This is a genomic window from Marinobacter sp., assembly GCF_033722735.1.
Taxonomy (GTDB): domain Bacteria; phylum Pseudomonadota; class Gammaproteobacteria; order Pseudomonadales; family Oleiphilaceae; genus Marinobacter.
The window spans coordinates 92289-110177 of the sequence record NZ_JAWVYN010000012.1; the positions used below are offsets into that span (position 1 = coordinate 92289).

Sequence of the window (17889 nt, forward strand, 5' to 3'; positions counted from 1 at the left end):
ATCAATTCAGTCACGGGATTCCTCCTGGCTGCTCGACTTCTTCTTGTCATCGGCTTGCAGATCAGACTCCCAGAACTCGTCAGCCAGTCCAACCTCGGAAGTCAGCTCATCAAGCTCCGCCTCGTACTCATCCGGATGGTGCCAGGACAACCAGGCCCCCGGACTCACCAGATTTCGGACCCCGGCCAGCAGGAACTGGGCAGAACCTACCGCCAGACCAACTGGCGCAATCAGGTACACCGTCCACAGCGGCATCCCCAAAGACGGCATCCTGCGGCCAGTGGTCTGCAACTTCATCACGTATTCCCAGGCGTAGACCGCCAGCAGGGCGAGGAGTGCACAAGATACGAAACTGACAACGGTCAGGAGTATCTTCTGACCGACGGGGGGCAGCAGGTCATGAATGGCGGATACCCGAATATGGCGGGCGTTACGCACCCCATGCCCCACGCCCACGAACGTCACCACCACAACCAGCAGCTGTGCCACCTCATCCGCAAATGACAGGCTTGCACCGAGATTGCGGGCAAAGACGTTGATGACGCTGACCGTGGCCATGGCAAGGATGCCTACGATCAGGATGGATTTTTCGATGAAATTGAGACCCGTATCCAGCCAACGAAAAGGAATTTTGATGTAGTTTCCGACACGTTGGCCTGCGGATTCCCCGGTCGGCTCAGTCATTTGCGAGACTCCATTTCCAATGTCCTTTCACACAGTATAGGGTGATAAAGGTGGAAAACATCAAGAAATATGTCTATCTAATAACGTGTTATCTTGATTTTTGCGCCACCGTTTATAACGAGGAAGACATCGCTAAGGAGATAAGAAATGACGATACTCACACGCTGGCTGGGAAGCTTGATCGTGGCACTTTCACTGGTTCTGGTGGGGTGCTCCGATAGCGGCGAGGAAGAGCAGGCCGCATCGACCACCACGCAGTCCTCCCAGGAATCCGCCCCCGAGGCCATGGCGGAACCTGTCACTTGGCGCTTTGCGCTGGAAGAGATCGAAGGCAGCGTCCAGGATGCCTACGCACAGGAGTTCAAGCGTCAGATCGAGGAGATCTCCGATGGCCAGATTTCAATTGAGATCTACCCCTACGGCGCCCTGGGCACGTCCTCCCAACTGACCGAATTGGTCCAGGACGGCTCCATTCAGCTGGCCTTCGCCTCTCCGGGCCACCTGGCGTCGGTCATCCCGGAAGTGGGCATCTTCACCATGCACTTTGTGCTGTCTGACGATAACGACATCAACAAGGAAGTGCTGTCGAGCGATCGGGTACAGAACCTGTTTGAAGAGCCATATGCCGAGCAAAACATGAAGCTGCTGGGCATCGTGCCGGAAGGCTGGATGGTGTGGACCGGCAGCAAGGCGCTGCGCTCCCCCGCCGACTTCAAAGAGTTCAAGATGCGCACGATGACGTCGCCGATTCTTACCGAGTCCTACAAGGCCTATGGCGCGAACCCGTCGCCCATGCCCTACTCCGAGGTGTACAGCGGCCTGCAGCTGAAGCAGATCGACGGCCAGGTCAACCCGATCTTCGCCATCGAGGAAATGAGCTTCTACGAAGTGCAGGAAGCCATGACCTTCGCCAACCACGCCCAGTTCATTGCCACGGTGGTGTCCAACAAGGAGTGGTATGAAAACCTGCCGGACGACCAGCGTCAGTGGCTGGATGACACTCGTGAGTCGTTGGTGGATTACATCTACGAGAAGCAGGCCCAGTTCAACCAAGAGCGCCTGGAGAAGATCAAGGCAAACAGCGACATCGAAGTGGTTGAACTCACCGATGAGGAGCGAGAGGTATTCCGCGAAGCCAGCATGGGTGTCCGGGATATTTACGTAAAGGCCGCCGGTGAGCGCGGCCAGGAAATCCTCGACACCATCACTGAAATGGTCAAGGAGGCCGAGGCAGGCCAGATGTAACTCACTGCCTTCCGGTGAGATCCCACAAGGCACGGCTCCGGCCGTGCCTTTTTTGAATCAACGGGTCACCGGCGTGGACTATCAATTCACCAGCGGCGGCACACGGGCAAATCGAACACCTTCGTTCGATAGCGCCTCTGAACTGCGCGTCACCAGGTCACTCTGGAACGCAAACTGGTCCTTCGGAGCCAATGGGTAGGCCTTGATCTTGTAGCACATGCCGTAGGGCTGATTGCTCACATTCACCACCACCGGTTGCCAGGTCTTGACCAGCGGACTGGTGTAAGCCACATCCCGCAATAATGATCTCACCTGCCCCACATCATGGTCTGGCTGCAGGCACAGTTCGGTGACACACATCAGGTTGTCTGTGCCGTCGTTGCCGTTCGCAATCAGGGCGCTCCACAGCACACTGTGGGGGATCACCACCACGGTGTCGTCCGGGGTGACGATCTTAGCGGCCCGGGTACCAATATGGCGCACTTCGCCGTACCGGCCGTTCACTTCGATCCAGTCACCGGGCCGGTAGGGCATTTCGTAGAGGGTGACAATGCCGGCAATCAAACTGTTGGCGTAGTCCTTGAAAGCAAACCCCAGGGCCAGCCCCAGCGCGCCAAACACCGCCAGCATGTTCTCAAAGGAGGGTTCGATCAGCACCGGTACCACCAGCACGATCGCCACTACAATCACCATCAGGCGCAATAGCGGCACGGACGCCAACAGGTACAGCCGAAGCTTGCCACCCAGAGACTGGGCCAGCCGGGGCAAGAACGTCTGAATCACAGTGATCACGACGACTGCAATCGCCACCAGCAGAACCGCCTCGATGACGGACTCCGACGTCAGGGAGGACAGCGCCTCCTTCAGGCCAAAATCGTCCATTACGTTTTCCCCCTAGAACCCATCAACCGGATAGCCCTCGCTTTGCAACCGACGTCTGACCCAGGGGTAACCCTGCGGCGTCACCTGCCACGCCTCGTCCTGATTGACCACCAGGTCGTAACGTTCCAGGTAACCCAGGGCCCCCTCAACCTCCCCCGGAGAAAGACCGGTCACCAGGGCCAGGCGCTGACGGTTCAGGCCGCTGTGCAGCAAGACGGCGTGGAGCACCAGGCCTGCCGGTCGCGAGATCGTTGAAACGGAAGGCAGGGCAACCTGATCCAGCGGCACCACCCAACAGTCTCGCTGACCCGCCACTGTGGCCTTAGCAGGCCCCGCCTCGCCTTCCGGCAACGCTTCATCCGGCCTTACCCGCAACGCACGCTGCCAGATGGCAAGCGCAACCCCGGGATTCCCCCGCGCCAGGGCAGCCAGATCCTTCAGGTAGGTGCTCAAGCGGGCACCGTTGGCAGCGTTGGGTTCATCAAGGGGCAGCACCCAGTAACCATTATTGGACTTGCGCACCCGCAGCGGTAACCCCGATCCATCCCCAGGCAGACTCTCCAGCCATACCGAAAGCTCTTCTGCCCTCATCGGCGCCGGCGTATAGACGGTAACCGGCAGATCGGAGAGGTAGCGATACCAAAAACTCCAACACCAGCTGGAACAACCGACAATCCCGGGCGCAGTGTGGCCGAGGGTCACCCGGTTGAACAGCTCTTTCACCAAGGCTAGCCCCGCGTAATGCCGAAGCCAGAACTTTGCCAGCTCCGGGATCACCCAGGGCCGGTCCAATGGCTGCGCATTCCACCAGGCGGCGGCCTCCTCCGGCCCCATCCCCAATTCCTCCGGCGGCTCGATCACCTGCCACTGACGAGCTTCCGCAAGGCGCCACAGCGGCGCATCCAACCCGGAAAACGGCGGTGCCACCAGGAAGGCGGTGGTGCCATTCGAAGTCGGACCTGGCCCCGCCTCATCCAGAGCCATCCCCAGAGCCATGGCTCGCATGGACCAGTCCGGCTCCGGGGCCAGGCGCCGGAGCTGCAATTGACTGACGGTGGTGATATCCGCCGCAGCAGTGAAACCGGCGTCATCCAACCGCCCTCCTTGGCGAAGCCGGACCCAGGCTGACCGTAATCCGTCTCGCAGAGTATGTCTGACTGACGCAGTGGGCAGTTGCCAGTCGGCCAGGGGTACAACGCCTCCGGGCAACGCGTGTCCGCACGTTATCGCCTGTCCCTGATCAGCCAAGGCGTTTCCTGCTAAATCGTTTGCCATGCGGCGGTTCCTTATCCGATAACCCACTTAGTAACGATCATCCCTTCTTGACCTCGCCACGCCAAGCGCCACACTCCCAATTAGGCCCCATCAGCCTGAACATATCCGGGATCCCGACACTGGCACGGCGGTTTCTGTACCGGGATAATCACGTTCCCGCACTGACTGACCGCCCGAAACTCCAGGAGCAGGAAGTTTGACCGAAGCGAGCAAGAACGCCACAGACAAACTGTACGACCTGATCGCCAACGAAGAGGACGCCCGTGCCTGCAGCGACATCCCGGACGAGGCCTGCCGGGAGGTGCCACGGAATTTTTTCCTGATCCTGGCCAGCAACGTGCTCACCAAACTGGGTGATCTGCTGACCAGCCCCAAGACCGTCCTGACCTGGTTAATGGGTACCATCGGTACCCCGGCGCTGGTCGCCTGGCTGGTGCCCATTCGCGAATCCGGTTCCATGGTGCCACAGCTGCTGATTGGCGCCTGGGTAAGGCGTAGGCCGGTCCGCAAGGGGTTCTGGGTGCTCGGCAGCCTGGGCCAGGCGGCCAGTGTGGCCGTCATGGCGGCGAGTATCTGGTGGTTGCAGGGTTATGCCGCCGGCGGGGTAATCCTGGCCGCTCTGGTGTGCTTCTCGCTGTTTCGTGGCTTCTGCTCGGTGGCAATGAAAGATGTCCAGGGTAAGTGCGTTCCCAAGGGGCGACGGGGCCGCCTGTCCGGTCTGGCCACTACCCTTGGGGGTGCCGGCACCGTGCTGCTGACGTTGCTGCTGTTCTGGGGTCGGGGTGAGCCCGGCATCGCCTTCTACACCGGGGTGCTGCTACTGGCCGCGCTCATGTGGCTGGTGGCCGGCAGCCTGTTTGCCTGTGTGGAGGAGTATCAGGGGGAAACCGGTGGCGGCGGCAACGCCTTCAGGCAGGCTGTGGTCAATCTCAGCCTGCTGAAAACCGACGCCCCTTTCCGTCATTTCGTGTTCACCCGCAGTTGCCTGTTGTGTTCGGCCCTCGCCGCCCCCTACCTGGTCCTGCTGGCGCAACAGCAAACCGATTCCGGCTGGCTGCTGGGGGGCTTCCTGCTGGCCAGCAGTCTTGCCGCATCACTCAGCGCCAGCGTCTGGGGCTGGATGGCGGACCAGTCCAGCCGCCAGGTGATGCTTCGCGGCGCCATCATCGCCAGCTCCCTGTGCCTGATTATCGGAACACACGCCCTGTTTATGACCTCGCAACCGGCACCGATCTGGCTGTACCCGGCCGCCTTCTTTATTCTGGGCATCGCCCACGCCGGCGTTCGCCTGGGCCGCAAGACCTACCTGGTGGACATGGCCGGTGGCAACAAACGCACAGATTACACGTCCGTCAGTAATACCCTGGCCGGCGTGCTGCTGCTGGTTGTCGGTGGTCTGAGCGCCGCGGTGTCATTCCTGTCCGAGGGGGCCGTCATAATCATGCTGGGTCTTCTCGGCCTGGTTGGCACACTCTCGGCCCAACGGCTTCCCGAAGTATGACCAATGGGGAATATCGGAACCCCGACGCCTTCAACCACCCTACATTTTGTGACGCGCCTCACGGTTTGAGTGTTAAACTAGGAACCTATCCCAACCGGGCTAGAGCTCTTCAGCGTTGTTAGAAATTGATTGATCCACCAGCCGGTCTCTGCTTTGGAGGTCGTTCCATATCATTGCCGGCCCCTCTGGCAAAGATCGCTGTCCCAAACCGGCTGGCGGCGGGTGTTTTACAGGATTGACCATGCAGAACGATTCTCATGCAGTAGCCGAACGACAGGATCCACCCGAGGTGGCCGAACTCCCCAACCGGTTTATTGATACGTCAGTGGGTTGGTACGTGCTAACACGGGAACGGGCGGACCTTGGCCCCTACGTGTCGCTGTCCGAGGCCAAGAGCGCCCTGTCCCGGCACCTGAAGCAACACCAGAGTGTCACCAGCCGTTCCCCGTACGCGTCGTTTTCCGGGTTTGACGTGCACGACCCCCAGACCTGCCACAAGATCAATTGTGGCCGCTGTGCCGAAGCGGCGCTGCTGGAGGAGAGGATGACGTCGGGATGGTAGCTAGGAGAATTATCGCCTACAGGGCGACTCCGGCATAAGGACTCCCCAGCACCAGGGATGGGACGGTGTGCCCAGACTGTTGGTGGCGGCATCCTCAACGAAAAAAGCCCCGATCTCTCGGGGCTTTTTTTGTGCCAGGATTATCCCTTAGAGCGCATCCGGGCTCGCACACACTGCGAAGACGTCCAGCGTATTCAGTAGGTTGAGCCCCCCCAAGGAGACCACTACTTCGTCAAAGTCTTCAGTCGTGTCGAAGGTCAGGAAACCTACGGTGGTATCACTGATACTGCCCATCAAATCCAGGTTGGCCAGTGTGAGATCCGAGAAGGTCTCCTGGGCGCTACCATCCAGTCTCGTAGTAACGGTAATCTCGCTCAGCAGGGACACGCTCAGCAAGTCACCCGCATCCGCCACCGCCACGCCGAGCTTGTTCGGTCCTTCATAGGTCTCGATGGCATCGGTCACGGTCAGTTCTGGACTTCCAGCTACCCCGGAGTCCAGGGTCGCCGTATTCAACAGATTGCCGTCCACAACGTTGTCCGCGTTGTACACACAGCCCGACAGGCACAGGAATGTTTGAGAGCCAGACGCCGAAGCCGCCGGCTCCTGGAACGGCTTATACGGTGCAGATTCAGCCGTACCGCAGGCGTATGCGTCCTCACCTGAGTTGTCTACCGGATCACAGGCATCACCAACGCCATCACCATCGGCATCTTCCTGACCCGCATTGGCGGTGTCCGGACAGTTGTCCTGGTCATCTTGAATGCCATCACCGTCGGTATCGGTGTTGTCATCACAGGCATCCCCGATGCCATCACCGTCCTCGTCTTCCTGTCCCGGGTTGAAGACATCACGGCAATTGTCGTCGCCATTGGTGATGCCGTCGCCGTCATCATCGCCACTGTCTTCGCAACCCGGCGCATTGTTGGGGTCAGCGGGGCAGTCATCCACGGAATCATCGATGCCGTCACCGTCCCGGTCGCTGTCACAGACATCGCCCAGGCCATCGCCGTCCAGGTCTTCCTGATCCGGGTTGGGGATCAATACGCAATTGTCATCGCCATTGCGAATGCCGTCACCGTCGTCATCCGCGTTAAAAATGGCGCTATCGCCAGCCACTGCCCCATCAGAGGTGCCGTCTGACTGACACCCCGCCAAAGCCAGTAAAAACGTGACCAATACAACCAAAGGCCAATTCAGTTTTGTTTTCATACTTCTTCACCTTCCTTTTGCGTCACTTGGAGATGACATTGAATTCAACTCGACGATTCCGTTCACGCCCTTCCTCGGTATCGTTACTCCGAACAGGCTGAGTTTCACCGTAGCCCACCGCCGTCATCTGGCCGGGGTCGACTCCCTGCTCGATCAGATAGTTCCTGACCGAATCTGCACGTGCCTGGGACAGTTCCAGGTTGTAGCTGTCGGAGCCCACCGAATCGGTGTGGCCAGCCAGCTCCACGCTTAGATCTGTTTGGCCCTTCAGCGCTTCCGCGGCGCGGTTAAGGATGTCCCGCGCGTTCGCTGTCAGGCGATCAGAGTTGAATTCGAAGGTGACACCACGAAGTACCACGGACTGTTTCTCATCGGTTTTCACACAGCCCACGTTATCAACTTGCAAACCTTCGAGGGTATTCGGGCACTGGTCGACACCATCCACCACACCGTCGTTATCGGAGTCTGCCAGTTCGACAACGCGCTCAGACTCAACCACAACCGGACGTTCGATCACAGTAACCTTTTCGACGACCTGGCGACGGGTGGCGCCGATGGGCACGGTAATGCCCACCCCAAAGTGCCAGTCAAACAGGCCGTCATCGTAATTGTCATACAGGTAACGCACTTCACCCCGGAGACGGAGGCCGGATTCGGTCAGCGGAGAGGTCAGCACCCCCAGTCCCAGATTGGCGTAGCCATCAAACTCGCTGGCGGGGTTGTTGGCAACGTCGTTGCGGGAAATGCCCAAACCGGCCAAACCATAGGGGGTAAACTCGGCGTCTCCAAAGAACCGGTAGGAAATGTCTGCCCCCAGACCCTGCTGGTAGAAATCCGGACCACCGTCTTCACCGGTTTCCATCACGCCGGCAAAAAAGGTCGGTTCCAACCACCAGTGACGATCAATTCGAAGCCCATAGATAACCCGGACAGCAGAGCCGTACTCATCGGTACGGTCCTCGTCCGGCTCAATGTAGGTACCCAAAATCGAGATTTCGTCGGTGTGCTGCACACTGTCCGTAGCAAGTACAGGCGTTGCAGCAGCCAGTGCCATTGCCAGCGCCGATTTCCCCAGTCGTTTCATCGCAATCCCCTTCATGGATGGCCGTTTTTTTAGATTATGTAGCTTTTCAAGCTAGTTACTCACACGAAGTTCACTTGAAGTATTAGCATGCATGGTGATCCATGCCAGTTCATGCTGCGTAATAGATGTATCAAGTGATAAAGCCGTTTCCCTACTCTTGGCCCAAAGCGAGCACCTTGCACGCTTTCCGCTGGGACTGGGAGTCAAAAAAAGAACACGCACTGTTCATACTTTGGTATGAGCAAACATTGATCAGTTGCACCTTTTGCAAAGCTTTGCGTGTACGTGCGCCCCCGTCTTTTCGCAAGTCACTGATTCCCTTTGATCAAGGAAGGGCCAGCATGCTTAATTGTACATATGTGCCATCAACATAACAGAAGATAACAGAAAGAAATTGACCGTTACGTCGAAAAATGACGTCAAGCGTGTCATCTCAGGCCAAGCCACCCGCAGGGCTCAGGACAGAAAATCCAGGGCGATGGGAAGACGCCGATGGGGGACAAAGAACCGAGGTTACGGCAACCGGCGGGGGCTCAGGGAGACACACCATCGTTGAGCGCCAGGGCGCCTTTAACGATGCGGTAGATCAGCCAGATGGAGGCGGCTAGCAAAATCAGCCAACCGATGAGGATGAAAGTGGTAATGGTGCCGATCACCATCCACAGAAGACCGAGCCAGAAGGTCCGGATCTGCCAGCGAAAATGCGGTTCAACCCAACTACCGGTCACGTCGTCCAGCTTGACGTAGTTGATGATGATACCCACCAGACCGGTTACGCCACCGGTAAAGAACACCAGGGCTTGCAGGATATAGACCACCACCGCCAGATTACGCGCAGGGTCAGAACGCCGGGCGACCGGATCGGGGTCTGCGGGGATGAATTCCTGGTCGGCCACGCAATGCTCTCCTCCGAGTGGATACCGGAATAAACATACCACATTCCCTAGCAATTCCCACACAGCCCAACGTTACCCGAGTCCGCCGGGGTTGATGCCATTGAGCGCGAGATGGAGCGCAATGCCCCCCATCATGGCGGCGATGGCACCGTCGATCATGCGCCAGGCGACAGGTTTGGCCAGCACCGGGGCCAGGGCCGCCCCGCCCCAGGCCAGCAGGCCGAACCAGAGTACCGAGGCGCTGCTGGCGCCGGCCAGGAAACCATAGGGCTCCGATTGCTGGGCCCCGACGGCGGGCACTAACAGCAAGGTGTCCAGGTACACCTGTGGATTGAGCAGGGTCACCGCCAGCGTTGTCGCCACCACCACGGTCCGGCTGTTACCGGCAGAATCGCCAGAGCGTAACTGCGCGCGTCCACCCAGCGTCCGCCACAACGCCAGCACCGCGAGCCAGGCCAGGAAGCCAACGCCCAGCCAGCGCAATACCTCCAGGGATGCCGGATACGCCATTAACAGCGCGCTCACGCCAAACATGCCGGCACTGAACAGCAGCACATCCGCCCCCATGCACAATCCTGCCACCCACCAGTGATGCTGTCGGCGAATGGCCTGCCCCAGGACATAGGCATTCTGCGCCCCGATGGCAACGATGATCCCGCCGCACACCAACAACCCGGTCAGATAGCTCTCCAACATGTCCGTCCCTCCATACCTGCACGGCCGGTGGCGATAACCGCCGGTTTCATGGGGGCCAGATTACGCCTGCTCGCGTATACTTAAAAATCATTCTCTTAATCATCCATTAGAATTTCTTATGCTGGATTACAAACTGCTGGAAGCCTTGGCCACCGTGGTGGAAGCCGGCGGTTTCGAGCGCGCAGGTGTTGAGCTGGGACTCTCCCAGTCAGCCGTCTCGCAACGCATCAAACTGCTGGAAAGCCGAGTGGGACAACCGGTTCTGGTCCGTCACCCGGAACTGCGGGCCACTGCCCTTGGCCGGCAATTGCTTAACCATGTTCAGCAGGTACAGTTGCTGGAGCGGGACCTGCAACGCGGCTTGCCGAGCCTGCACACCGAACGGAGCCGATTACGCATTGCCCTGAACGCCGATTCCCTGGCCACCTGGTGGGCCGAGGCCATCGGCCGTTTCTGTCGAGAGGAAGGCCTGTTGCTGGACCTGGTGATCGAAGACCAGGACATTGGTCTGCGCCGAATGCGCGAAGGCGACGTCGCCGCCTGCCTGTGTGCCGGCGACCAGCCGGTGGCGGGGGCCCGCTGTGTTGAGTTGGGGCGAATGACCTACCGGGCCCTCGCCCGCCCGGACTACCTTCGCCAGCACTTCCCCGACGAGCTGGCGTTGGGCCGTTTTCGACAGGCGCCGGCCATTGTGTTCGGCCCCCACGACCAGCTCCAGCACCGGTTCCTCGCCCAATGCGGGTATCACGGCCAGTTTCCCTACCATCTGTGCCCCTCATCCGAGGGGTTTGTGCAACTGGCGCGGGCGGGCATGGGCTATGGCATGATTCCGGACCACCAGGGACGTCCGCTACTGGCCAGCGGCGAACTTGTGGAGATCGCCCCCGAGGCGCCCCTACAGGTGCGGCTTTACTGGCATTACTGGCGTCACGGGGGCGATTTCATGGATCGGCTGACCCGGACCCTGGTTCACCAGGCCAGTCACCTGCTGGCCTGATCCGGCTCGGTCCTGTTGGGACGGTAACCCAGCCGGAAACCGCCCCAGTGCCTGCCCTGAACGTATATGGGCACCGACAGATCGTGCATGATTTCCCCGGTATCCCGGCGATAGGTTTGCAGCAACATGTCCTCGGTGTGGCTGCCACAGCGGGCGCCCGTTCGGTCGTTGAACAGTCGCTTGCTGCGGCTCTTGACCAGGTCCACCTCATGATTGCCGGTGGATGAATGGGCGAAATCCCGATTATGGGTCGGCACATAGCCGTCCGGCGCGCAGGCAATGGCGAACACCAGGGCGGGATGGGCATCCTTGATCGGTTCCTGGATCGCCGGCAGGTGTTGATCGGTGAACCGGTCGAAACCGCAACGGTACTTGGGCGGATCGGCGTTGAGGATGGGCTCACGGTTCCGGTCAAAGAGCTCAGTCTCCCGCAACTGCCCGTCTCTGAGGGCCTGTTCGAACCGGGCACCGATACGGTCGGCCCCCTCCCGGGCCTGGCGGTAGAAAAACTGATGGTAGCTGGCATCGCTGCTCAGGGCATAGGCGGCGTTCGCTTCCTCCGCCAACTCCATGAGCTTGCCCGCCTGCACCGCCAGGGACTCGACGCTGACATCGCTCTCCGAAATCTGATCCCGGAGGGATGCGATGGCATGAAACATCTGTTGCAGGCTCTCGTCGTTGTGCTGGTCGTTGGCCGCCATCTGGGCCACCCGCTGCTCCAACTGGTCGGACTGCTCACGGATCTCGTGGAGTCGCTCTCCCACCCCTTCCACCGAAGCCAGCCCCTCGTCCACACTGTCGGCCAGCGCCTCGATCCGGGACACGATCACAGCGGTATCGTTGCGTATCTCGTCCAGGGTCTGGGCCACCTCACCGGTGGCCTGGGCGGTCCGGCTCGCCAGTTGCCTGACCTCATCGGCCACCACCGCGAAGCCCCGCCCCTGGTCACCGGCCCGCGCAGCCTCGATGGCGGCATTCAGTGCCAGCAGATTGGTCTGCTCGGCAATACCCTGGATCACACTGGTCACACCCTGGATGCGATTGGATTTCTCATTGAGGTCCTGAATCAGCGCCAGGTTTTCGCTGGATTGCTGATGGGCCAGGCGTACCCGCTCGATGGCACTGTCCAGGGCCTGCTTGCCCTCGGCGCTCAACTGGCTGGCCTGCCGCGCCATCCCCGACGCTTCCTTGGCCTGCTGAGCGGACTGGCGGACAGTTTCGGTAATCTGCCCGGCGTAGTCGGTCATTTGCGAGGTCTCACGGACCTGCTGATCCAGACGGAGCTTGAGCTGGTCCGAGTTGTAGGAGACTTCAGCAGCGGAAATGGCATTGGCATCGGCGTTGGCGGACAGCCGCCGAATGAGTGAGCGGGCGGTTTCGGCGTCGGTCACCAGCTTTCGCCCCGCCTCTCCCAGGGGGTTGTCTGGATCCAACTCGCCCTTGAGCATGCACTGGAGCCCCCGGTCCAGAGGCTCCAGCACCCGCAGCACGAAAAATCCGGTGGCCACCGCCATACCGAGGGTCAGCCCTATCAGAATGGATATCGGTTCCAGCGTCAAAAACAATGCCAATGAATGCCCCACAATCGCCAGTAAAAGCGCAACAATGGCCCCAGCCACCGCCACACGCCCCTTCAATAACCTCATAGCAACCTCAGCGTCAGCTTCGCACCAGAATGGCCCGGCGGTTCGGGACCACCCTCGGACAAGCCTAAGAAATTGCGTTACGGTTATAACTGATACTTTAGTGTCGATTTCGGGGAATATAACGAGGCGATTACGAATTAAGGCGCCCCTGAACGCCAGAGGTGATCCAGAAATAGTCAGATGCTCCTTAAAACAACAAACGCTCCGGTCCTACCAAGAATCGGACCAGAGCGTTTTTATAGGGTCTGACCGTGAATCAGCTGCCGATAACACCACCGTCATCCTTGGTGACAATCACGGTGGCATCACGGGGCCGGGCGGAATCCGCATCCGGCCAATGGCCGTCGGGATGCTGGATGTTGACGAACATGGTCCTGCAGTCCGGCGTGGTGACGACTCCGGTGACCTCGCACCCCACCGGTCCCACGAAGAAGCGGCGAATATCCCGGGTGCGGGGGTTCGCCGCCAGCATCATGTTGTTCTGGTAGGGCGGGGCATCGGAGCCGTCGGTCTGGATCCACAGCTTGCCCTGATAGTCGAACCACAGGCCGTCGGGGCTGTTGAAGTGGTTGGATTCATCCAGGGTGACCACGGCTTCGCCATCCACCACGGTTTCGGTACCGGGTTCGCCGGCAAAGACAAAGATGTCCCAGGTAAACCGGGTGGCATCGTGCTTGTTGCCTTGCTCCCGCCAGTTGATGATGTGGCCGTTGGGGTTGGGTCCCTGGGGGTTGGCGGCGTTGGTGTCGTCCGGTGAACGGCGGCTGTTGTTGGTGAGGGTGAAGTACACCTTGCCACTGGCGGGGTCCACCGCGCCCCACTCCGGCCGGTCCATGGGGGTAGCTCCAGCAATGTCGGCGGCCAGACGGGTGTTCAGCAACAGGTCTGCCTGGCTGCTGAAGGGGGCCTCGAACGGGATGTTCCCCACTCTCCCGGCGGCTAACGCCGCATTCATCCGGGCAACAAAGTCGGCATCCTCCAGGGACAGCGGCAACCAGTCACCGGTGCCGTCATCATTGAAGCGGGCAACGTACAGGGCGCCCTCGTCCAGCAGGCGACCATCGGCGGTATCCGGGTAGTAAGGCTGGGCGGACACGAACTTGTAGATGTATTCGAACCGGGAGTCATCACCGGAGTAGCAGACCACCGGCTCACCTTCACGCACCGGCGCGAAGATCACGCCTTCGTGCCCGAAGCGCCCCAGGGCAGTCCGCTTCTGGGGCTTGCTCTCGGGCGCAAATGGGTCAATCTCCACCATGTAGCCGAACGTGTTGGGCTCATTGCGGTAGTCGTCCAGGGAAGACGCTCCCGACGCGGAGGCATTGAACCGGACGTATTCGTCCGCCCCGCTCTCCGCCAACTCCCAATCGTAACGGGACGCGCCCCCCACGCCATGACGGATCTGTTCTTTCGGTCGCTGCTGGTCGCGGTTGGCAAAGTAACCATGCCAGTTCTCTTCGGCGGTCAGGTAGGTGCCCCAGGGCGTCGGCCCCATGGAGCAGTTGTTCAGGGTGCCTCGGGTGCGGGTGCCATCGCTGCTGAACTTTGTGTAGAGCTTGCTGAAACCGCGCAGCGGACCACGGATGTCCATTTCGGTGCCGCCGGTGATTCGGCGGTTGTAATCGCTGCCGTGAACCACCTGCCATTCGCCGTCGCTGTCACGCTTGATGTGAATGACGGACACACCGTGGGCGGCAATTTCCTTGCGCACTTCGTCATCCGGCCGTGCGCCGTTCACATAGGTGGCGCCGGCCGGGTGCAACGCCTCCTGGTTAATGTACTCGTGGTTCATGACCAGCAGGCCCTCGCTGGAGTCCTGACCACCCGCCTTCAGGTCGATCGGGAAGAAATGCATGCCGTCATGGTGCATGCCCACCTGGCTTTCATGGTCCGCCCCGGTGTTGGAACCGTCGTCCAGAAAATCCGGCAGACCACCGGTCAGCGGAGTCCCCCAGGGCACAAACGTCTGGGCGGTATAGCCTTCCGGCACAACCACCCGGTTCAGGGTGGATACACCAACGGCCGCAAAGCCCAGCCTGGCGTCGAGGTGGGCACGACCGTTGCCCTTGCCACGACGATCATCCGGACCGCCGATGGTCAGGGCCGCGCCTCCCATCAGACCGACCAAGGCTGCGCCAACGCCGCCCTTCATCAATGTCCGCCGCTTCATACGGTTGGCGAGCACAGAGGCAAATGGCGTATTGTCAGACTCATTGACAACCGGTTCATAGTTCGGGTCCTGAAACTGGGGATCTACATCTTTCTTGGCCATAGCGATCGTCTCTCTGGGTTATTAGGTAGGACCGGGCAAACGACAAATTGCACCCGGTGCTCCCAGTGTCATGATCGGACTTGACCAATTGGTGAAATAACGAAGACAACCTGGTGACAGGTTGATGAAAAGATGAAACGAAACACGGACTGACCCCGGGTCAGGGTGAAAGAGCCTGCCCATTGAGGAGAATCAGGTGGTCCAGCCGTATCAGTTTGCCACGTCCGCTGAGTAGAAAATCCTCGCCGGCCCGGGAGAACATTTCACGCACCACGTCATGCACCGTCTGCACCTGGCCAGACTCATCGCGATAGATGAGTTCAACCAGCTCTCCGGACTGCAGGTATTCTCTCAATGCGGACTGGATCGCGCAGCCAACTGGCTGATAGTCATTGGTCATGGAAAACCTCTGCGACCCCCATGGGGATCCCATTCCGACACAGCGGCGTTCGTTATTTTTGTTCAGCTCAGTGTGGTTCACACGAGCGGATTTCGCCAACCGCCGGCCCGCAATCATCAGGCACTGACAGGTTCCTGACAGGTCTGAACAACGGACGACCCCGTATTTCCCGGTAGGTATCGGCGATGATGCCACCTTTGATCCGGTGGCACGCCATATGCAGCATTAAAGAATATCGGAGCACTGCCGATATCATTGTAAAAGACTCTGACAAGAGTGTTTTAAGGCGCAATAACGAGGTGTTAGACGTGGGAGGTAAGTACCATGAATGCACCGGAGCGAGCAGACCAGACAGCCTTACTCAACCGCCTTTACGACCTGAAACTCAAACAGCTGCTTCAGGCCCGCAAACAGGCTGACAGCCTGTTATACCGAGTTCTCTCGGCCGAAGCCCAGGCCATTAGCGATGCCATGAAAGCCAACCGCTAACCCTGCCTTCCAGCTTCAACGAGCTGGACACCCAGGTTCCAGGACCAACGGGGCCCCTGCCCGGCTCCGTTGGCCTTCGCCGCACCCGGCTGGTAAAGCGGCGAATCATTGCCGCCTTTCCTACCCTGACGGCCAAACCACTTCGCGCTGGGGTGCCACCGGGGCAAGCCGTTAACCGGATCAATCACCGGGGAGCCTCCGACGTGGTAGCATAGCCGCTTTCGAGCAGATCAGGAAAAGGTAGGCCACCACGATGAGCGCAGATAACGAACGGGTTTTGCTGGACATTGAACAGGGCATTGCCACCGTCACCCTGAACCGTCCGGACAAGTACAACGGCCTGGACATGCCCATGTTCGAGGCGATCACCCGGGTGGCCCGCCAGTTAAAGAAAGACCGCAGCGTTCGGGTCATCATTCTCAAGGGGGCGGGTGAAGCCTTCTGCTCCGGCCTGGATGTGGCCAAAGTGTCCAAGAACCCGATGAACTTCCTCAAGCTGCTGGTCAAGCCAGGCCGCAAGATCAGCAACCTCGCGCAGGACGTCGCCTACCTTTGGCGGGACGTTCCTGCCCCGGTTATCGCGGTGACCCATGGCTACTGCTTTGGCGGTGGCTTCCAGATCGCCCTGGGTGCCGATTTCCGCTTTACCACGGCGGACTGCGAATTCTCCATCATGGAAAGCAAATGGGGACTGATTCCCGACATGAGCCTGTCAGTGACCCTCAGGGAGCTGATCAGTATCGATCTGGCCAAGGAGTTGACCATGACCGCCCGTCGCTTTACCGGCCAAGAGGCCAAAGCTATAGGGCTGGTCTCCAGGGTATGCGACGATCCGCTGGCTGAAGCCCAGACCTTTGCCCGGGAGCTGGCCTCCCGCTCTCCGGACGCGGTGGCCGCCAGCAAACTGCTGTTCAACCGGACCTGGACAGCCCCGGACAAGACAGCCCTGGACTGGGAAACCCGACTGCAGAAGAAGATCCTGGCACGCAGCAACCAGCGCACCGCAGTTGCCCGCAACACCAACGACCCGGATCGTGGTTACGGGGACCGGCGGGGGTTTTGAGCCGATCCGGAAAAGAAAAAGCCCCGCTAGTCCTTACCGGGGCTTTGGGGTCGCGAACGCTGCCTTATTCCATCGGCATCACGCTTTGCTCAAATTCTTCCCTGTCGATGCTGCCATCCTGGTTTGCATCGCTAACGTCCAGCGTGATGGACTCGCCGGCAGCCTCTGCAGCTTGGCCGGCGGCGGTGCTGCCATAAATATTCAGCTCCTCAGCACTGATCAGGCCATTGCCATCAGCGTCCAGTTCTTCGAACTGGGGCGAGCTCATGCTGGTCATACCCTGATCTTCCATCATGGTGTCCTCGCCGGCTCCAGCTTCGTCAGTAGCAGCCAGCGCCAGCGGTGACATCAGCGCGAACGACACTGCGGTGGCAAAGGTCAAGGTCTTGATCTTCATAAGATATCTCCTGTTATAGATGCCTTGATTCGATCTGGTTTTGACCACAAGCCTGGCGCAATCGGACCAAGGTCCGGTGTCGCCGGTCTCAACCCGGTTACCCTCCTTTCCGCTGAACCGCAGGAAAGTCGTGCAGGGTCAACCGGTGATCGGGTCTCAGATCCGGCAGGACAACCCTGGGTAGGGCCTCTCTCCTGCCACCCGATGTAACTATTAAGGACCGGGAATACCGGTTTATCCAGTGAAATCTGCTTAATATGTAACCAAAGTGGATAGATCCCTGGGACTCACCTGACTGAACAGACGGTCAATATTCACGCCAAAGTCTTGACCTGAAAGGAGGGCCACGTATCATCACACTTCGCGAATTGATTGCGGAGCGTTCATGACTGTTTGGCCCAGAGTTCATCCAGGCCCAGTTCCACCTCAAACCCTGGCGTGCACGGGCGTGCGTTGGGGCCGGCTTCCGTATTTTCCAGACCCACCCCGCCAACTCTGAGTAGCCTCCGGCTGCCTCTGCAGCCTCGGTGATGGCTACTAAACTCAGGCAACCAAAGTAATTAACTCAGCCACAACAGTGGCATGGAT

Annotated in this window: 17 protein-coding genes; 6 read left to right on the plus strand and 11 right to left on the minus strand. The window is 59.6% G+C overall.

Annotated elements, in window-relative coordinates:
• Positions 1–6: 6 nt before the first annotated feature.
• Entirely contained in the window at positions 7–684 is a 678-nt protein-coding gene (locus R3175_RS10745) for a TRAP transporter small permease (RefSeq protein ID WP_318944271.1), read from the minus strand.
• 147 nt (positions 685–831) lie between these two features.
• Between R3175_RS10745 and dctP the strand changes: the two genes are divergently transcribed.
• Positions 832–1929, plus strand: a complete 1098-nt coding sequence (gene dctP / locus R3175_RS10750) for a TRAP transporter substrate-binding protein DctP (protein ID WP_318944272.1) — start codon at positions 832–834, stop codon at positions 1927–1929.
• Positions 1930–2010: 81 nt separating this feature from the next.
• On the opposite strand, the gene R3175_RS10755 is transcribed toward dctP, so the two are convergent.
• Together R3175_RS10755 and R3175_RS10760 are read right to left on the minus strand one after the other, a co-directional pair.
• Positions 2011–2811, minus strand: coding sequence for a mechanosensitive ion channel family protein (locus R3175_RS10755; protein ID WP_318944273.1), 801 nt, complete (start codon positions 2809–2811; stop codon positions 2011–2013).
• A gap of 12 nt (positions 2812–2823) precedes the next feature.
• Positions 2824–3906: a hypothetical protein gene (locus R3175_RS10760; RefSeq protein ID WP_318944274.1), complete on the minus strand. Its 1083-nt coding sequence runs from the start codon at positions 3904–3906 to the stop codon at positions 2824–2826.
• Between the two features lie 376 nt (positions 3907–4282).
• Between R3175_RS10760 and R3175_RS10765 the strand changes: the two genes are divergently transcribed.
• Entirely contained in the window at positions 4283–5587 is a 1305-nt protein-coding gene (locus R3175_RS10765; RefSeq protein WP_318944275.1) for an MFS transporter, read from the plus strand.
• A 241-nt stretch (positions 5588–5828) separates the two neighbouring features.
• On the plus strand, positions 5829–6149 hold the full coding sequence (locus R3175_RS10770; RefSeq protein WP_318944276.1) for a hypothetical protein: 321 nt from the start codon (positions 5829–5831) through the stop codon (positions 6147–6149).
• Between the two features lie 147 nt (positions 6150–6296).
• Here R3175_RS10770 and R3175_RS18135 read toward each other — a convergent pair whose 3' ends face one another.
• From R3175_RS18135 to R3175_RS10795, 4 genes are all read right to left on the minus strand, one after another.
• Positions 6297–7268 carry a thrombospondin type 3 repeat-containing protein gene (locus R3175_RS18135; protein WP_413231764.1) on the minus strand — a complete coding sequence of 324 codons (972 nt, stop codon included), beginning with the start codon at positions 7266–7268 and terminating at the stop codon, positions 6297–6299.
• 115 nt (positions 7269–7383) lie between these two features.
• A complete protein-coding gene (locus tag R3175_RS10785; RefSeq protein WP_318944277.1) occupies positions 7384–8445 on the minus strand; it encodes an OmpA family protein in 1062 nt (353 codons plus the stop codon).
• A gap of 533 nt (positions 8446–8978) precedes the next feature.
• Positions 8979–9341 carry a hypothetical protein gene (locus R3175_RS10790; protein WP_318944278.1) on the minus strand — a complete coding sequence of 121 codons (363 nt, stop codon included), beginning with the start codon at positions 9339–9341 and terminating at the stop codon, positions 8979–8981.
• A 72-nt stretch (positions 9342–9413) separates the two neighbouring features.
• Positions 9414–10037, minus strand: coding sequence for a LysE/ArgO family amino acid transporter (locus tag R3175_RS10795; protein ID WP_318944279.1), 624 nt, complete (start codon positions 10035–10037; stop codon positions 9414–9416).
• 118 nt (positions 10038–10155) lie between these two features.
• Here R3175_RS10795 and R3175_RS10800 point away from each other — a divergent pair, with 118 nt between their 5' ends.
• Positions 10156–11034, plus strand: coding sequence for a LysR family transcriptional regulator ArgP (locus R3175_RS10800; protein ID WP_318944280.1), 879 nt, complete (start codon positions 10156–10158; stop codon positions 11032–11034).
• Here R3175_RS10800 and R3175_RS10805 read toward each other — a convergent pair.
• The 3 genes from R3175_RS10805 to R3175_RS10815 all read right to left on the minus strand — a co-directional run bounded on the left by R3175_RS10805 (position 11019) and on the right by R3175_RS10815 (position 15352).
• Positions 11019–12680: a methyl-accepting chemotaxis protein gene (locus tag R3175_RS10805; RefSeq protein ID WP_318944281.1), complete on the minus strand. Its 1662-nt coding sequence runs from the start codon at positions 12678–12680 to the stop codon at positions 11019–11021. The two genes, R3175_RS10800 and R3175_RS10805, sit on opposite strands and share 16 nt — an antisense overlap.
• Positions 12681–12936: 256 nt before the next feature.
• The gene (locus tag R3175_RS10810) at positions 12937–14952 is read right to left on the minus strand and encodes a PhoX family phosphatase (protein ID WP_318944282.1); all 2016 of its coding nucleotides are present in this window, start codon (positions 14950–14952) and stop codon (positions 12937–12939) included.
• A 160-nt stretch (positions 14953–15112) separates the two neighbouring features.
• Positions 15113–15352 carry a hypothetical protein gene (locus tag R3175_RS10815; protein ID WP_318944283.1) on the minus strand — a complete coding sequence of 80 codons (240 nt, stop codon included), beginning with the start codon at positions 15350–15352 and terminating at the stop codon, positions 15113–15115.
• Between the two features lie 324 nt (positions 15353–15676).
• Here R3175_RS10815 and R3175_RS10820 point away from each other — a divergent pair, with 324 nt between their 5' ends.
• The gene (locus tag R3175_RS10820; protein WP_318944284.1) at positions 15677–15841 is read left to right on the plus strand and encodes a hypothetical protein; all 165 of its coding nucleotides are present in this window, start codon (positions 15677–15679) and stop codon (positions 15839–15841) included.
• 253 nt (positions 15842–16094) lie between these two features.
• Positions 16095–16904 carry a crotonase/enoyl-CoA hydratase family protein gene (locus R3175_RS10825; RefSeq protein WP_318944285.1) on the plus strand — a complete coding sequence of 270 codons (810 nt, stop codon included), beginning with the start codon at positions 16095–16097 and terminating at the stop codon, positions 16902–16904.
• Between the two features lie 64 nt (positions 16905–16968).
• Here R3175_RS10825 and R3175_RS10830 read toward each other — a convergent pair whose 3' ends face one another.
• Entirely contained in the window at positions 16969–17301 is a 333-nt protein-coding gene (locus tag R3175_RS10830) for a hypothetical protein (RefSeq protein WP_318944286.1), read from the minus strand.
• Positions 17302–17889: the final 588 nt, after the last annotated feature.

What these genes read in the sequence shown, in the direction of transcription:
- R3175_RS10815 (WP_318944283.1), bottom strand. Translation starts at nt 15,352, where the DNA reads ATGACCAATGACTATCAGCCAGTTGGCTGCGCGATCCAGTCCGCATTG.
- R3175_RS10745 (WP_318944271.1), bottom strand. Translation starts at nt 684, where the DNA reads ATGACTGAGCCGACCGGGGAATCCGCAGGCCAACGTGTCGGAAACTAC.
- dctP (WP_318944272.1), top strand. Translation starts at nt 832, where the DNA reads ATGACGATACTCACACGCTGGCTGGGAAGCTTGATCGTGGCACTTTCA.
- R3175_RS10800 (WP_318944280.1), top strand. Translation starts at nt 10,156, where the DNA reads ATGCTGGATTACAAACTGCTGGAAGCCTTGGCCACCGTGGTGGAAGCC.
- R3175_RS10755 (WP_318944273.1), bottom strand. Translation starts at nt 2,811, where the DNA reads ATGGACGATTTTGGCCTGAAGGAGGCGCTGTCCTCCCTGACGTCGGAG.
- R3175_RS10795 (WP_318944279.1), bottom strand. Translation starts at nt 10,037, where the DNA reads ATGTTGGAGAGCTATCTGACCGGGTTGTTGGTGTGCGGCGGGATCATC.
- R3175_RS10805 (WP_318944281.1), bottom strand. Translation starts at nt 12,680, where the DNA reads ATGAGGTTATTGAAGGGGCGTGTGGCGGTGGCTGGGGCCATTGTTGCG.
- R3175_RS10785 (WP_318944277.1), bottom strand. Translation starts at nt 8,445, where the DNA reads ATGAAACGACTGGGGAAATCGGCGCTGGCAATGGCACTGGCTGCTGCA.
- R3175_RS10825 (WP_318944285.1), top strand. Translation starts at nt 16,095, where the DNA reads ATGAGCGCAGATAACGAACGGGTTTTGCTGGACATTGAACAGGGCATT.
- R3175_RS10830 (WP_318944286.1), bottom strand. Translation starts at nt 17,301, where the DNA reads ATGAAGATCAAGACCTTGACCTTTGCCACCGCAGTGTCGTTCGCGCTG.
- R3175_RS10810 (WP_318944282.1), bottom strand. Translation starts at nt 14,952, where the DNA reads ATGGCCAAGAAAGATGTAGATCCCCAGTTTCAGGACCCGAACTATGAA.
- R3175_RS10770 (WP_318944276.1), top strand. Translation starts at nt 5,829, where the DNA reads ATGCAGAACGATTCTCATGCAGTAGCCGAACGACAGGATCCACCCGAG.
- R3175_RS10820 (WP_318944284.1), top strand. Translation starts at nt 15,677, where the DNA reads ATGAATGCACCGGAGCGAGCAGACCAGACAGCCTTACTCAACCGCCTT.